Origin of the sequence: Bacillus sp. 196mf (assembly GCF_003217275.1) — a bacterium.
Lineage (GTDB): Bacteria > Bacillota > Bacilli > Bacillales > Bacillaceae_G > Bacillus_A > Bacillus_A thuringiensis_S.
In genome coordinates this window covers 1-16,594 of record NZ_QJTG01000046.1, presented here as the reverse complement: position 1 = coordinate 16,594, position 16,594 = coordinate 1, and the positions used below count along the sequence as shown (strand labels likewise).

Below are 16,594 nucleotides of genomic sequence, written 5' to 3'. Positions count from 1 at the left end.
GGATATAGCCATGAAACAAGATCCAATGTTACAGAAGGCAATCCACAAATGGGAAAATATGAGTCAGAGTAGCTCTTTCCGTCTCGCATATGAAGGACGTGAAAAAGTGTTATTTGATGAACAAGCTAAATTAGCACATGCACGTGAGGTTGGTATAGAAGAAGGAAAACAAGTAGGGAAAGAAGAAGGGCTTCAAGAGGGTATAGAAAAAGGGGAAATCCAACTTATCCGAGGCATGCATAAAAATGGCATGGATATCTACAAATATGGAACTGTCGGAAATACGCCTTATTTTAGACAAGTAAAGTGTACGGTACACTTTTTAACAAGGTTAGATGATTCTTTAGGGCCATCTGAACCTGAAGAACTAACACTGAAAAATAAATATAATATTCAGAAAAAACAGATCGAATGAGTCCAGTTATGTTATAATTAGCGTAACCGATATACTGTACTACCTTTTGCTCCCTGATTTGTATAACAAGTCAGGGAGCTTTTCGTATGCTTCATGTTCTACGATTCTATTTTCAGCAGATTCCCATATAAAAGTAATATATTGAAAGTACTGGGGGTTTCGGTATGTGACGACTATTATTTCTCCATCACAAAAGATTCAATTGTTACATTTTTAAAGATAAACTTATATTATTTTAGTATGTCATAAAAAGTGATTCTTTTCAAATTATTCTCCATGTGAATATTGATTTGCATATTCTACATAACGCTTTACTGATAGATGAGAAAGGAATCCTGTTCTTTTTATGACGTCCTCTGTAGACATATTTCTTTCTAGACAGCGTAGAATATAGGTATTCCGTAAGTGCTGTGCGGAAATTCCTTTTCTCAGTTGCGCTCTGGCTACTTCTAATCGAATCATCTTTTGTACAGCAATGGCTGTTAGTGCTTTCGGAGCATCATTGTCATACACCCAACGAAATGTCCCTCGTTTAAAATCAAATGCAACCAATAACGGATCTGTACTGTGGTATCTAGGACGAACTGGTTCAGGTATCGTTTTATAGTACGTAAATAAACGTATTTTATCCTCTCCCTTTAACATGATCCTTCTCTCTGTCCCTTTGTTATGTAAAACAGTAATCATGTTCTTTCCAAAGTGTACCTGTTGCATCTGTAACGCTACGAGTTCTTGCAGTGTAAGCACATAATCCAAAAGAAGCGATACAATAGACACATTTCGATCTATGAGAAATGGTCGAACGGAGAATTGTTCCTCTGACAACCCTTCAGGTGAAGAGAGGATATATTTCAGCTTTTTTTCTTCCTCTTTCGTAATAAAGTCTTCCTTGCGTAGGGCCCGATTCGGTGGAGTGATTCTCTTCATTTCTACAATAGGACTAGGAATTTCTAAAAACTGATACAATTTCTTTAATACGACTGCAATGCGATGAATAGTTTTCTCTCCATACTTTCGTTTGTATATGAGTTCCTGAAAATAGGCTTCAAAATCCTCTTTCCCTATCTTGTTCCATACGTTCTTTTCTTGAAAACGATTCGATGTTTGCAGCCATCTTCCAAAGTCCTCAATATCATAGACATATCGTTTAATTGTGGATGCTTTTCTTCCACGACTAGCTAAAAAGAAAGAAAAATTTTGTAAGGTATCCTCAAATTCTTTTTTATTCATGTACCTATCACCTCACTTTTTCTGTATGATTTTAGTCCTGTACAATTTTCATTTCAGCTTAGCTGGGTATTTCCAATCTCGCTTATCTTTTTTATCAGAGTTTATATTTGTTTTTTGTTTCTTATGCTTTACTTTGTTCTTCACCTGATTTTGTTGTTCGAATGTATCTAACTTTGCTTGCATTTTCTCCATTTGTTCTTTTACTTCTTTAAGTTCCAACTTGATTTCTGATAACAACCTTAAAATTGCATCACCTTTATTCATAACAACCGCCTTATTTCAGAAGATGAATATTTTCTCAACATATAATAGATTGAATCTTCTGTTTTGTTAGGTATAATTAAGAAGAATAACTGTCATTATTCCCTTCTCGTAGGACGGACTATGCCAATAGAACCGTTCTTTTTTTATTATTTTTAACCAATCTAGTCTAATTCTCTCACATCATAATGAAAGAGTCCATTACAACAAGTAATGGACTTCCATTAAAATCACAAAAAGTAGCTCTTACTTTATCCTTCATGATTAATATCAACTCGCCTGTTTAATTGGTATGATAGGTGGAATTGAAATAGACAAAGGATAACTGCGAGTTTCTCCCATCATATTTTTTGCTACCACATGATACATATAAGATTGCTCAGGCAGGATATTTAAATCTGTAATAGTAGATGCCGTAAAGGTCTGGATTTTTTGGTTATTTTTATACAAATCGTATGCAGTTGCATTTTTCGCTGCTATATTAAATTTAATTTCAGAAGAATTTATATCTGTTGCTGCCATCTGCACACCAAATGGTGGATATTGTTTTTGTGAAGGTTTAATCACATATGCCACATTATTTGACATGTCTAATAATGTCTGATAATGCATATATGCATATCCGTGGTCACCAAATTTTGTCCCCCAGCTATTTCTTACAATGAACCATTGGTTTGTCTCATCATACCCCACTACAACAAGAGCGTGTCCCCCTCTGGACTTCTTTTCTGTAACAGGTGGTACAATTCCGGATGTAGGAGTTGCATCAAAGTTGGGGTATACATGTATTCCAACTAAAACAGGGTCTTGATTGGCTACTGCTTGCTTTATATCAGCAAGCATATTTGCTTGACGTATAGCTTGATAGGAACTAATTTTATAAGGCACTGCATTCTTTTGTTGTAGAGCTGTAAGAGGTTCTTTAAATTGGTTTGTATTTTCTGGATTTAAATCATACAAGCGTTCTGTTTCTGGAGGTACGCCTTCTTGTTTTAAAATTTGAAAGGCTGATTCGAAATACATACCATCCTTTGGTCCACTTGGATAATAAATATAAGAGGGCGATAAATACGTAATGTCTGTTCCACGTGCTCCTGCATCTTTTGCAATATAGTATTCTCTTAAAGCAGTTGTAGCAAATGGGACACATGTACCAAACTTCCCTTGACTTCGTACTTCTGGAAAATATTCACGTAAATCGATGCGATTGGGAAGTATATTTGGATTTTGAATTCCCTGTTGTTTTTGTTTGGTTGCTTCTTGTTTTGTGAGATAAGAAATAGGTGGTGTATAATCAGGTATATCTTCTTTCATTTTAGTATCTTTTAAACCCAAGCCATACGTAGAGAAATCATTTGGTTGAAATGATGTTTCTGTTTCAGCATGTACAACTGGCGTAAACAACAAACCGATCATTCCGACTAATAATGTTATCATAAAAAAAATAAACGTATTCCCCTTCATAAAATTCCCCTCTCCAAATGTATTCTTTTTTCGTAAACTAAAAATTTAGTTACGCACTAAATATATAACAAATGAAATGTATAAACTAGATTACATAAGTTGATAAATATTTTAGGTTTATCGTTCGCAAAGGTACAATTTTCCCGAAATGGTATGGTGAGGCCTTATATTATAGTATCTGCAAAATTAATTAAAAATCCCACTGCCTAATTAGGCAGTGGGATTTTTAGATTACTCATTCTGAAAGTGTAAAGTGAATTCGTAATATTTAAAATAAATATTATCAATTTACTTTATTTTATACTCATGACAAAATATAACTACGCTAAATTTTTCTTTCAATCTTTTCCCTAATAAAGATTGAAGCCATTCACAATGTTTAGCTTGAAAAAGGAAAGCTCATTTCTTGTAAAAGAATGAGCTTTTTCTTTACTCTTTTTCTACATATTCTATCATATAGTTTACTATATTACTACATTATTCTTATGTGTTTTCTTGAGTTTATCATGTATTACTATTTTGGGAGAAACAATAAACATATACGCTATGTCAAAAATGATGGTTTTTGAGGTTCTGGTGCAAAAACTCTAAAGCCTATGCAAATAATCAATTAGGCTTGGACATACTGATACTATGATTCTTAAAAATGGGGGTAATCAGTATGAGAAAGAAGAATTTATTTAAATGGAAGCATTATCAGCCAGATTTGATTTTGTTAACAGTCCGTTGGTACCAGCGGTACAACTTAAGTTTTCGTGATTTGGTAGAAATGATGGAGGAAAGAGGACTATTCTTAGTTCATACAACGATTATGCGGTGGGTGCATCAATATGGACCTGAGCTAGATAAGCGAATTCGACGTCATCTTAAACAAACGAATGACTCTTGGAGAGTTGATGAAACGTACATAAAAGTAAAAGGACAATGGATGTATCTCTATCGTACCGTTGATTCTGAAGGAAACACGATTGATTTTTATTTAAGTAAATCCAGAAATCATACGGCTGCAAAGCAATTCTTGAAGAAAGCTTTGTGGTCATTTCATGTTTCAAAACCTCGCACAATCACAGTTGATAAAAATCCGGCTTACCCTATTGCTATCACAAAGTTGAAAAAAGAAAAGAAGATGCCATTAGGCATTCAAATCCGAAAGATAAAATATTTAAATAACATCGTAGGGCACGACCATTGTTTCATTAAAAAACGTATACGCACTATGTTAGGACTTAAATCCTTTCGTACAGCTACATTGATTCTTGCAGGAGTAGAAACTATGCATATGATAAAAAAAGAACAGATTGATTTACGGGATCAGTCTGTTCAAAATCAAAAATAATTCATTCATCAATTATTTGAATTAACAGGGGAAAGGACGATTCCGGTAGGGATCTTCATTGTTCTTTGGTATATATCCTAGATTTGCACCAGACCTATATAGCTAGCATAGCACTTAGAACCTTTTATAATTTATACCCTATTGCTTGTTTTATATACATAAAAGGGGGGGAAAGAATAATTCTTGGTATATTAAATTTTTTGTAAATCTTTATTTTGAAGCTCTTTACTAATTTTAAAAATCTCTTTATATAATTTTTCAATCATTTTTGGGGTATACGGTCCTTTATTTTTAGCTGTAATATTTTTTATAATAAAATTTTCTCTTGTCTGATCATTTATATCAAGATTAAATCTCATTTTTTCTTTACCTATTTCTTCTACTATCTTCCCCCTAATATTAAGATAGTTTAAAATCTGTTGATCGATATCATCTAGTCGCTTTCTTAATTCTTTTAATTGATTCAAATTAAATCCTCCTTAATATTATGCGTCATTTTAAATGTAAAATCTTTTATTTAATTAGCTTTTAAAAAGATAAAACTTAAACAAAATAAACTTCTTTTGTTTATTTTGTTTATCTGTAAATAGATTATAACAACAATAATCTATTTTGAACATGTGTAAGTTTTTCCATGTACTATTGTTTGTATAAATTAAAATACCAATGTAAATTACTTAATTAATGTTTAGTTATTAAAATGAACTTCTTTTTATTTTATAAATTTAGTACTAATTAAAATAATTTAACTTCATCATGTAGGTCAATTCCATGATAATAAAAATTTCTCAATCAAATTTAATAATCGATTAAACAGTAACCCTATAAAAGAAAGTGTAAATACCCCGACCATTAATTTAGTCGTAATCATTAAGCTACCGTAATGCAAAATCATTGCACCGATACCTTCTTGGGCAGCAATCATTTCAGCGGCAATTAAAAGTAAAAGGGATGTACCAGCACCAACTTTTAATCCAGTGAAAATACTAGGTAGGGAACCAGGTAACAAAATTTCAAAAAGAATACGTCTTCTTTTTGTTTTAAATATGGAAGCTACATTCATTAGGGTAGAGCTAATATTTTTAACACCAGAATACGTATTGATAAAAACAGGGAAAAATACACCTAAAGATATTATCGAAATTTTAGGTAATTCACCTATACCAAGCCAAAGAATGATAAGAGGCAACAGTGCAATTTTCGGAATCGGGTAGATAAAATAAATTAAAGGAGCAAAAATTGCATTTAGTAATTTTGAAAAACCAAGAAATAATCCAAATATAATACCTAATAATGAGCCAATAATATATCCTGTACCAATACGCGATAGGCTTGCTAATAGATATTTTTGAAGTTCTCCATCTATTAACATATACATAGCTGCTTGTATTATAGATGATGGAGCTGGAAGAAATAAAGGCGATATTAGAGCCAATTGAGCACAAAATTCCCAAATTAACAAGATGCTAATCACGCTAAATAAAGATATATATTTGAAAATATTTTTTTGGAGAAAAGGTTTTAACGCGTTTGTTTTTTTGCTCTGGAAATTAGTGTGATAAACACCGGAATTTTCATCGTCTGTAGCATTAACCTTATATTTTTTGAGTATCATCTTTTGAATCTTCGAATATAAATTGTAAAATAGTGTTAACATATTCATCAAATTCCTTTTTATAATTTACTGACTTTCTACCTGATTTAGGTAAAAGTATTGGCAGTATAGTCTTTATTGTACCTGTTTTTTTTGAAAGGATTATGACTTTGTCTGCTAAGTAAACAGCTTCATCTACATTATGTGTTACATATAATGTAGATAAAGGTTGTTCTTCCCATATATTTAAAAGTTGTTCTTGCAAAATTAAACGAGTTGGAGCATCTAATGCAGAGAACGGTTCATCCATAATTAATAAGTCTGGTTTTATTGCTAAAGCACGGGCAATTCCTACTCTTTGTTTCATCCCGCCAGACAAATGCTTAGGATAATAAGCTTTAAATTGTTCTAATCCTACCATTTTTATATAGTGATTTCCTTGCTTTTGTATATATTCTAAGTCATTTGTATAGTTTTTTATTCCGAATATTACATTGTTATATACGTTTTTCCAAGGGAATAGTGCACTATCTTGAAAAACCATACTGATACGCGGTGTGTTATTAAAATTCTTTCCTTCAAAATATACTTCTCCATTTGTTTGGGGGATAAGGCCTCCAATAATATTTAATAAAGTAGATTTTCCGCATCCGCTTGATCCAACAATTGCTACAAATTCATTTTGACAAATTTCAAAAGAAATATCATTAAGTACCGAATGATTTTTCCTATCTAAATTTTCGTAAGTCATTTGTATATTTTTAACAACTAATTTCAAAAGCCTAATCTCCTATTTGGTTAATTACTTGGTCTAGTAAGTCTGTATTAAGAATATCACTAACATTTACTTGTTGTTCAATCAAATTTTCTTTATGATACCAAGAAATTTGAGTTTCTATATCATCCTTTAATACCTTTGCATTGTAATCAATAAAAGGTAGCCCTTTTTTTATTGATTCTTCAGGCTGTTTTGTATACTTAGCTATAATAGATATAACTTCTTTATATTTTTGGCTTTCTTTTTGTGTAATTGCTTCGTTATAATAGCGTGTGGATTTCACATATGCTTTAAGAAAACGTAATGCTATATCTTTTTTTTCTTTGAATTTTTCAGATAAAAAAATTGCAGATGTCTGATAATCCATTTCGTCCCCCACTGAAACCAACAATTTTCCGTATCCCTGATTAATGGCGTTGGAAACATGAGGTTCTGTTAGTAACGTGGCATCAATTGCTTCATTTTTTATTGCTTCAATCATTCCATTTACACTATTAAGGGGAACTAGTTCTATGTCTTTTAATGATAAGCCATGTAATTCTAATAACCGTCCTATCATATAGTGGTAAGTAGAACCAGTCTGCGTAATTCCTACTTTCTTTCCTTTTAAATCTTCAATTTTGTTGATTTGAGATTTTGGAGATACCATAAGTGCGTTTGATGAATAACCTTTGGCTTCCCGTCCTTTATCAGCTACAATTGTTAATTTTTGTCCGTTGGCAACCATATTGTATAAACTAGCTGTAATCCCTGTTGCGCCGATATCCAAATCTCCTCCAGCTGTAGCAACTGCGATTGGCTGTGCTGCATCAAACCAGGTAGGTTCTATATCTAAGTTTTGCTCTTTAAAAAAACCTTTCTCAATACCTATAAATAAAGGTGCTGAACTTGATAATTTTAACATTCCAATTTTTATTGGTTTCGTAGAGGTTGTTTTTTCTTGATTTTTATTGTAATTACAACCACTTAAAGTGAATAATGCAACAACAAAATATATAATTAATTTTTTCATGTTTTCCTCCATAAATATGATTAGTTTATCAACCGTCTTATTTTATACATATAAGGATTATATATTCATAAAAACATGTGATCTTTCATGAAAATCTGAAATAATAGCCATTTAACACTAAATAAAATGTTTATCTTGCAGAATTTACAGCTTGTAAAGCAGCCTCATAATTGGGGTGTTTCGTTAGTTCATTTACATATTCGACATATACTACTTTATCATTTGAATCAATTACGAAGATCGAACGAGTAAGAACATGAATTTTTTTTAAAATTACACCATAAGCTTGACCAAATGAAAGGTTACGGTAATCAGAAAGCATCACCAGTTCGTCTAAATTATTCAATGTACACCAGCTTTTTTGCGCAAAAGGTAAATCAGTGCTAATTGTTATTAAGTTTACATTTTTAAGATTTGATGTATGTTGATTAAAATAGCAAGTTTGTTTAGCACATACATCGATATTAATAGATGGAATAACACTAATTAACTTAATGCTATTTTTGTAATAATTTAAGTTTACTTTTATTAAATCTTTTGTAACTAATTCAAAAAAAGGTGCTTGCTGTCCGACTGTAACTTTATCTCCAATTAACTCCACTGTGTTTCCTAAAATCATGACACTGTTCATTAGAAAATTCCTCCTTAAATATCTTTACCATCTAAAAGACAAATGACTTTAATTTAGATGGTAATTTGCTTTTTTGAAAATAATATAAACTATTTAAACCATATAGGTTTAAGTTGTGTGGTTATAATATAACAAAATTTCTAATTAATTTCATATGAAATTTTTGTAAAATACTTATATATAATTTAATTTCAGTTAAAGAATAAAAAATAAGATTTAATTTATTATGTTTGAACATTTTAAATGTTGAATGAGGATCCGTAGGAATTTATTAGCTTTATATTTACCTTATATTAATGTTAACTGTAAACAGAAGATAAATATACATATAACTGACTCATTAATCCGGTACGAACTTATTTTTATAGGGTTAGCTATTTAAAGCTGCCTTTTAAACAGATTACAACCGAGTTATTCACTGTATTATTCGTTACATGTACTGAATATGGGGGAGAAGCTGCGTCTGTAGAATCTATTTGAAACTGGAAATACAAGCTTGATGATAAGGTATCGCTCATCAACGAATATGTTCCTACAGAAACAACTGTGAGTTCTTTGTAGTATCCAATTCTTAAACATGTATCCAGCGATATACATTCTAATTGCTCTGTAACTTTTGTAAATGCCAATCCTTCTGTCGCTCTTTGACAAACATTTTTTGTTTTAAAAAGTTCAACTCTCGTTTAATTGCAGAGTTTGTCACACATACTTTCAATGGGTTTGTTTCATTTTCACACATGTAATAGTAGTAATCTTGTAAATTAAGAATACGAGTTTTTAGCTTTCATGACGCACAAATTTGTGAGAAATGAGGTGATTTGGAAAATATTCTATGTATTTTTTTTATGAATTGATATAATTAATTTGTAATAATAAACAAAATAATCCTAATTTGTTTAAATAGTTTCAATGTTATTCAACAATCATTTCTGCTGGTAATTTTCTGAGCAAGTATGATTGCTCAGATGTAATAGTAGGAGGAAAAAGAAAGCTGATTAGTTATTTTTTAATTTATATGTGAAAGCGAAAGAATGAAACAAGATGAAAAAGGTTATGCCCAAATTTCTAACGAGAGCTGTAGTAGTAAGTATGCTTACGGCACAAATTATGGGGTGTCCGTTAACAGCGTAGATGGAGAAGTAGCACAAGGAAAAGGTAAGATAACTAAGAAACAAGAAGAGAAAAACAAACAAAAAGAGAAAGATAATAAAAAAGACAAACCTTGAAATAAGTTAGAAGAGTTATCGAAGAAGAACGAAGAATTGCAAAAGACAATAGAGGAAACGAAACAACAATAACAACTAGAGGAATCTGATAACCTCGAAGGGCGAATACAGCGAAAATAGAAAACGAAAAGTATCAAACAGAGCTGAAAAAAGTTGAACAAGAACAAGAACAAGAAAATCTAGAGAAACTCGTTAAAAATGCACGAGACGAAATACGTAAGAGACAAACTGATGATTGGAAAATAATTGACCAAAAATTATTTAAAAATGATCAAAGTACAGGCAGAAGATGAGATAAACAAAATCCAACAAGCATCGGTGAATAAGAGAACAGGGATATACAATAAACTTGAACGGATAAATGATAGAATAGCTTCATTGGAATTAAATAAAGATACAATAGTTACAGAAAAGTTTAAATAACTTCAAAAAAAAGTGGGAAATGCCAATATTTCAAAAAAATAAACTAGGAAAATTACAAATTTTTAATAAAATGATAAACTCAAATGTTCCGAATGAAACAAAATCTCTATTGATTAATAATATTTAAAATCCTAAATATACTAAGTAACTCATGTATATATTAGAGAAAAATAGACCTGGTATGTTGATAGAATTGGAATATTTAGTGATAAGTAAGGATTTAAATGACGTAAGTGGTATTTGGGTTGCATTAGTAAAAAAAGCATTTTCCAAGAAGAGGATAAAAAGAAACTGAATGATATGAAAGAAAAATTGGCAGATTTGAAGTCGGATTGGGGAGGGGATCGAGAAATAGTAAAAGATATGCAAAAAACTTAGAGGATATGATGATAAGGTATGAAAAACAGATTGGTGGAAAAGGTGAACTCACAGAGAACCAAGAGTGATGCTAGTCTAAGTGATAGACACATCGAACAGAGAGTTTATACTAAAAACAAATAAACGAGTTCGAGGTGTTTTTATGAAAAAAAAGCCATATGATGCAGATTATAAAAAACAAGCTGTTCAACTTTGTAAGGAGGAGGGCCAAACTATTTCTCAAGTTGCAAGAAATCTAGGGATTCCCTATAAAACACTATACCGTTGGTATACAGAGTATCAACAAAGCAAAGGAACTAGTTTTGTAGGGTCTGGAAACATCAAACCAGAAAATCAGGATCTCCTCGCTTTAAAGAGGCGTAATCGTGAGCTTGAGGAGGAATTGGCTATTTTAAAAAAGGCGCTTGGCATCTTCAGCAGAGACCAGAAGTAATCTACACATTCATTATGGAGCACCGAGATGAATTTCGTGTAGTGAAGATGTGTCAAGTCTTCGGTGTATCACGTAGTGGTTATTATGCATGGTTAAAGCGACCTGCCAGCTCACAAAAAAAACGAAAAGAACAGCTCATTAAACAAGTCCGAAATGAATATTTACAGTCGAATCAAATTTATGGAAGCCCTAAAATTACAAAGGAATTGCATAAACAGGGTGTTTATGTTTCGCAAAAAACAGTAGCGCGTGTGATGCAACAAGCAGGCCTTCGGTCTATTACTGTGCGAAAATATAAAGCAACAAAAAATAGTAATCATTCTTACAATGTGTACGCAAACATGTTAGATCAAAATTTTGTAGCAAATCAACCAAATCAAGTATGGATGTCAGATATCACGTACATTCATACAGAGGAAGGATGGTTGTACTTAGCGAGTATTATGGATTTATATACACGAAAAATTGTTAGTTGGCACATAGATGCTCGTATGACGAAAGAATTAGTAATCACGGCTTTACAACGCGCATTAGCCCAAGAAACGATTACCGAAGGTATCATGCATCATAGCGATAGAGGAAGTCAATATGCTTCTCATGAGTATCAAAAAATCTTAAAACAAGAGAAGTTTCAAGTCAGTATGAGCCGTAAAGGAAATTGTTATGATAATGCAGTGATTGAATCGTTTCATAGTGTTCTAAAAAAAGAATGGGTCTATCCGAAAAAATATAAAACGCGCGAAGAAGCAAAATCTAGTATTTTCAAATACATTGAGGTCTTTTACAATCGAAAACGCAGTCATTCTGCACTGAAGTATGTATCACCTATTCAATTTGAAAAAAGATTTTATGAAAAGCAACAAACTCAAGCTGCTTAACGAATTAAATGTCTCTGTTTCATGTGTCTATTTTCTTGACATAACACCAAGAGAGACTACTTAAGAAGTTAGAAAAGGCTGAAGGTAAGAGTGAAATTGAAAAGGCAAAAGATAAAGTAGTAGAAATTAGCAAGAAATACGGATTAAAAGAACAAGATATTGATCTTCATTCTTTATCTCTAATAAAGCAAAGTCATCGCAACAAAGAAATGGATTCGGTTAAAATAGAAGAATTAGAAAAAGGCATTAAAATCTTATATGAAGTAGAAGTGGGTTTGATTATACTAGATATTTTTTAATTAAGTCAGTTAAGCTAAGGAAATAAACTTAAAGAAGCATTAGAAAAAAATTGAATAGAGTGCAAATAAATAGTAGAAATATAGAGATATTTGAGGGGGAAAAGCTATAAATGTAGAAATTTAGCATAATATAGAATGGGGAGATTTTAAACTTGAGCCAGCTGTGGAAGAGATTGATACATTCATTATATCACATCAAATCAGAGATAAAATTCTAATGATGTCGTTAACGGTAATTAATTCTTTCTAAAAGCACATATTGAAATATAATACATGCTTTTGGGGTTCTGTTACAACGTTGGAAAAGTGAAAACAGATAGATAAAGGAAGAAATAATATGGAAAAAAACACATCAAAAATATTGACAATGTCTGCAGTAGTGGGTATGTTAGCGACTCTAATTATGTGGAGTCCGACAGTAATTCATGCAGTTGGAATACATGAGGGAAAAGAGACACATCAAGAAAGAGATAGAAAGGAACGAGAAGAGAAATGGGAGAAAGAGAAGGAGAAAATGGAAGAAAGAAGAAAAGATGAAGGTTCTAGGAGTGATGAAATAAATCAGTTACAAGAAAAAAAGAATAATCTAGAAAAAGAGAAAGACTATTGGAAAGAGAAGCGAGAAGATTTTGATGATGAGGAGAAAAAACAAGCAGCTGAAAAAGAACTTTCTAGAATAGACAGGGAATTAAATGAAGTAGACAAAGAAAAATTGAAAGATATGAAAGAAAGTATGCTTGCTGAAATCAACCCTTCACCAGAAAATATCAAATTAGATCAATTAACGGCAACCTCATTTGGTTTTAAGAGTATTGAACCTTTTTTCAACGGTATAACCAAATTCGAAGAAGATGCAATTGATTCATATACAGCAGGTTCAAATTCTATAAACGAGTATTTAACTAAGCGTCAAAAATTACGAGATTATTTATTTTTTTGTAGTAAAGGTAAAGATGAAACTTATGTTTTAAATATGATAAAAAATTTAGATATTCGACTTGATAATCCTGGAAGTAACAAAGAGGAAGTTTTAGATGTTGTAAAAGGATTGATTTTTTCAAATATTGAGATGAAAAAAATTAAAAATATGGTAAAGGAACTGAGCGATTTGAATGTCAGTCAGGAAGTCCAGGGTATTATAAAAAAACTTGATAATGTTTTGAGAAAATCTGCACCTTATTTACCGAAGATGACAGTGTTTAGGTATGTTAATACTTTTTATTGGGAAAATACAATTATATCATCCGGAGAGAGCAAAGAAAAAATTCTTGGATTAAAGGGGTCGATTGCAGAGGAGTCACGTTATTTAAGTACTTCTTTAGTTAAGAACAACCGGGCATTCTCAGAGAATGCGAAATTTTTATTAGAAATTGATATACCGCCAGGAATAAGTGCCGCATATATTGCACCATGGTCTAGTAATAAACGTGAACAAGAAGTGTTAATAGGTCGTAATAATTTTTTTGAAATAAAAGACATATCTATTCCGAGTCATGATGAAGAATATATTAAAGTGAAAATACAGGTAATAAAAAAATAGGGTTTGTCTACATTTATTGGCCACTAAATTAAGGGAATAGCAAGTGATTTTTAAATTTTGGACATGCTGATACAATCAACCTATAAAAGGTGTGGGATCAGCATGAAAAAGAAAAATTATTTACATAGGAGCGATACCGACCAGATATTAATTGTACGTTGGTATCTACGGTACAATCTAAGTTTTCGAGATTTTTCTTAGCTCATTCAATGGTTATGCACTGTAGCCATCCGTATGGAACTGAACTGAATAAAAGAAAAGAATCTGAAGTCACCTCAAACAAGTGAATGATTTATAGAGAGTGTATGTATTTATATCGTGCGGTTAATTCTGAAGGAAATACGATTAACTTTTACTTCAATAAAGCACGAAAAAACTAAAAAGTGATTTTCCAAAAAAGCTTTGCAGTTTTTTCGTGCTTTAAGACGTCTTACGATCACAGTTTAAAAAATCCTGCTTATTTAATTGCTAATACAAAATGATATTTTTCGTTTATAAATATATGCCTTTATAAACAGGTGAAGTACTTCTATAAAACATTGAAATCTCAAGTAGCACAAGTATTTTCACAACTAAATTCTCTTTTTCATATATGAATAGAGTGGATAAAAAGCTAATTGTTAGGCATAGTTTAAAAATCCTCGAAAAACGTATTAATCGCTAAAGAAAAATACAAATTAAGTTCGCGCGAAATACCAATTTTACGAATACTAAAGTAGTTATATAAAAATCAAATACTGCATCTAGGGATTTCAAGCTCAATTACATGAATCTTAGTGTATTTGTATGCGCCATTTAATTCATATTTCATATAAGAATGACCAAATATTAAATTACTCATAAACAATTTTTATAGGAAATTACATTTTAATTTAGTAGCGTTTTTCTTGCGTGGATCTAATTAACTCCTGATAATCATGATTAAATTAACCAATTGTTATTTTAAAACGACTTTTATATGGTTTTCATATATTCATTTTGTTTGGATTTATATATAAATTGTTTTATTTTACATACATTTAAATCTAATGTTTGTACTAGTTTTACTAAACTAATATAAATTTATTACTTGGTTATTTATCATTTTCATTAGTATGACTACAGGATTTTATTAAATTCGAGTGTATTTTAGTATTCCATAATTTAATTATGTAAATAAGTCTGTGTAAAAATTGAATTTAACGCGAACTTGTGTTCGCAACCATTTTCTGTTATAGTATATATGAGGTGATTTTTATGGATTACAGCAAGCAACGTCAAAAATCCGTACATCGGAAAAAATTATACGAAAATTTAAATGAAATGCCCTTTTACATAGAAGAATTTGTGGAGTATAAAGAATTACATGATGCCTCTCCCTCCACCCTACTGAATTATGTATACGATTTTAGAGTCTTCTTTAATTGGCTATTATCTGAACAAATTATTGAATTTAAGCCCATTAAAGACGTATCTTTCTCTGATTTGGAGAATTTAAAGAAAAAAGATGTTGAGAACTTTATGAGGTTTCTAAAACTACAACAAAACATGCAGAATTCCTCTGTTAACAGAAAAATTTCGGCCTTAAAATCTTTATTTAAGTACCTCACCTCCCTATCAGAGAATGAAGATGGAGAATGCTATTTTTATAGAAATGTAATGGCTAAAATTGAAATACATAAAGATAAAGAAACATTAAATGCTCGTGCAAAACGTATGAGGTCTAAAATATTCCATAATGATGATGATCAAGAATTTCTGAATTATATTAAGTACGAACATGAAAAATCTTTAACAAGACATCAGTTATTCTATTTCTTAAGAGATAAGGAGCGTGATGTAGCTATTCTTTCCCTCTTTCTTGGTAGTGGTATTCGTGTAAGTGAATTGGCCGATCTCCGCATGGAAGATATAAACTTAAAAGAAAGACTAATTGACGTAATACGAAAAGGAAACAAAGAAGATTCCGTTTGGATTACCCCCATTGCATTAAATGATCTTGAAAAATATATGGAGGTTAGAGGTAACAAATATGCTCCAGGGAAAGAATTACAAAATGTATTCTTATCGAAGTATAAACATACTGCACAGCCTCTTTCCGTTAGGGCTATCCAAGATATAGTAGAAAAATATACTAAGGCATACGGTAAAAGAATGTCTCCCCATAAATTAAGACATACATTGGCAAACAAATTATATATGGAAGAAAAGGATTCATTACAAGTGATGCAGCAACTTGGGCATACCAGTCAAGATACAGCTTTGCTATATACACAACTTGGGGAAACAACTATTAAAGATAGTTTAGGCAGAATAGGAAAGAATAAAGAATAAGGGTTTAGCAATTTTGTATTGCTGAACCCTTATTCTTTTCCCTATCCAAAAACAACAAGGGTTTAAATATTATATATATTTCTCTTGAAATGTAGTTTTATTATATAAAAAATACATAATATAAATTTTACATTAATTGGTTTATAAAACATTTCATATTTACTACATTTGCTTCTTTTTACTATTTAATTAGATATAATATTTGTATCAAATGTTTCGGAATTTACTTTTTCTCCATCTATCTTCATATTTATTTTCTGTTTCGGATTTGCTGTTACCACCCAAGCATTCGGTAAATAACGATCTTCATGGGATAATGTAGACGGTGAATTTATAACCTTTCCTCCTAAATATAGCGTAGCAGAAGAACCTCCATCCATTGC

General features: G+C 31.2%; 16 protein-coding genes and 1 pseudogene. 7 read left to right on the top strand and 10 right to left on the bottom strand.

From position 1 onward, the window contains the following. Window positions 1–305, top strand: a pseudogene (locus ATL10_RS28950) (Rpn family recombination-promoting nuclease/putative transposase); the annotation flags it as partial. Window positions 306–682: 377 nt separating this feature from the next. On the opposite strand, the gene ATL10_RS28945 reads toward ATL10_RS28950, so the two are convergent. From ATL10_RS28945 to ATL10_RS28935, 3 genes are all read right to left on the bottom strand, one after another. Then, window positions 683–1,645, bottom strand: a complete 963-nt coding sequence (locus ATL10_RS28945; RefSeq protein WP_110498118.1) for a tyrosine-type recombinase/integrase — start codon at window positions 1,643–1,645, stop codon at window positions 683–685. Between the two features lie 48 nt (window positions 1,646–1,693). Continuing rightward, the gene (locus ATL10_RS28940) at window positions 1,694–1,909 is read right to left on the bottom strand and encodes a hypothetical protein (protein ID WP_110498116.1); all 216 of its coding nucleotides are present in this window, start codon (window positions 1,907–1,909) and stop codon (window positions 1,694–1,696) included. A 267-nt stretch (window positions 1,910–2,176) separates the two neighbouring features. Continuing rightward, window positions 2,177–3,343 (bottom strand): C1 family peptidase, encoded by a 1,167-nt coding sequence (locus ATL10_RS28935; protein ID WP_258375827.1) that lies wholly within the window; start codon window positions 3,341–3,343, stop codon window positions 2,177–2,179. 688 nt (window positions 3,344–4,031) lie between these two features. Between ATL10_RS28935 and ATL10_RS28930 the strand changes: the two genes are divergently transcribed. Beyond that, on the top strand, window positions 4,032–4,706 hold the full coding sequence (locus ATL10_RS28930) for an IS6 family transposase (RefSeq protein ID WP_110498112.1): 675 nt from the start codon (window positions 4,032–4,034) through the stop codon (window positions 4,704–4,706). A gap of 191 nt (window positions 4,707–4,897) precedes the next feature. Here the strand turns inward: ATL10_RS28930 and ATL10_RS28925 are convergent, their stop codons facing one another. The 6 genes from ATL10_RS28925 to ATL10_RS30995 form a co-directional block, all read right to left on the bottom strand. Then, window positions 4,898–5,173, bottom strand: a complete 276-nt coding sequence (locus ATL10_RS28925; RefSeq protein ID WP_110498110.1) for a chorismate mutase — start codon at window positions 5,171–5,173, stop codon at window positions 4,898–4,900. Window positions 5,174–5,469: 296 nt separating this feature from the next. Then, the gene (locus ATL10_RS28920; RefSeq protein ID WP_110498123.1) at window positions 5,470–6,321 is read right to left on the bottom strand and encodes an ABC transporter permease; all 852 of its coding nucleotides are present in this window, start codon (window positions 6,319–6,321) and stop codon (window positions 5,470–5,472) included. Beyond that, window positions 6,302–7,078, bottom strand: coding sequence for an ABC transporter ATP-binding protein (locus ATL10_RS28915; RefSeq protein WP_181419356.1), 777 nt, complete (start codon window positions 7,076–7,078; stop codon window positions 6,302–6,304). The genes ATL10_RS28920 and ATL10_RS28915 overlap by 20 nt, the downstream gene beginning before the upstream one ends. Before the next feature lie 4 nt (window positions 7,079–7,082). After that, entirely contained in the window at window positions 7,083–8,090 is a 1,008-nt protein-coding gene (locus tag ATL10_RS28910; protein ID WP_110498108.1) for an ABC transporter substrate-binding protein, read from the bottom strand. Window positions 8,091–8,220: 130 nt separating this feature from the next. Next, entirely contained in the window at window positions 8,221–8,721 is a 501-nt protein-coding gene (gene tpx, locus ATL10_RS28905; RefSeq protein ID WP_110498106.1) for a thiol peroxidase, read from the bottom strand. A gap of 374 nt (window positions 8,722–9,095) precedes the next feature. Next, window positions 9,096–9,350 carry a hypothetical protein gene (locus tag ATL10_RS30995; protein WP_142670028.1) on the bottom strand — a complete coding sequence of 85 codons (255 nt, stop codon included), beginning with the start codon at window positions 9,348–9,350 and terminating at the stop codon, window positions 9,096–9,098. A gap of 402 nt (window positions 9,351–9,752) precedes the next feature. Here ATL10_RS30995 and ATL10_RS28900 point away from each other — a divergent pair, with 402 nt between their 5' ends. From ATL10_RS28900 to xerS, 5 genes are all read left to right on the top strand, one after another. Further along, a complete protein-coding gene (locus ATL10_RS28900; RefSeq protein WP_110498104.1) occupies window positions 9,753–9,947 on the top strand; it encodes a hypothetical protein in 195 nt (64 codons plus the stop codon). Window positions 9,948–10,214: 267 nt separating this feature from the next. Continuing rightward, window positions 10,215–10,370 (top strand): hypothetical protein, encoded by a 156-nt coding sequence (locus ATL10_RS31640; protein ID WP_220037387.1) that lies wholly within the window; start codon window positions 10,215–10,217, stop codon window positions 10,368–10,370. Between the two features lie 520 nt (window positions 10,371–10,890). Then, window positions 10,891–12,059, top strand: a protein-coding gene (locus tag ATL10_RS28895) for an IS3 family transposase (protein WP_110498102.1) whose coding sequence is annotated in 2 segments (ribosomal slippage) — window positions 10,891–11,158 and window positions 11,158–12,059 — 1,170 coding nt in all. Because the reading frame shifts where the segments join, the coding sequence is not laid out codon by codon here. A 636-nt stretch (window positions 12,060–12,695) separates the two neighbouring features. Continuing rightward, a complete protein-coding gene (locus tag ATL10_RS28890) occupies window positions 12,696–13,898 on the top strand; it encodes an ADP-ribosyltransferase (RefSeq protein ID WP_110498062.1) in 1,203 nt (400 codons plus the stop codon). A 1,236-nt stretch (window positions 13,899–15,134) separates the two neighbouring features. Continuing rightward, window positions 15,135–16,211, top strand: a complete 1,077-nt coding sequence (gene xerS / locus ATL10_RS28885; protein ID WP_097825963.1) for a tyrosine recombinase XerS — start codon at window positions 15,135–15,137, stop codon at window positions 16,209–16,211. Between the two features lie 185 nt (window positions 16,212–16,396). Here the strand turns inward: xerS and ATL10_RS28880 are convergent. Continuing rightward, window positions 16,397–16,594 (bottom strand): phosphodiester glycosidase family protein (locus tag ATL10_RS28880; RefSeq protein WP_142670027.1); only part of this gene is annotated, 198 nt, incomplete at its 5' end.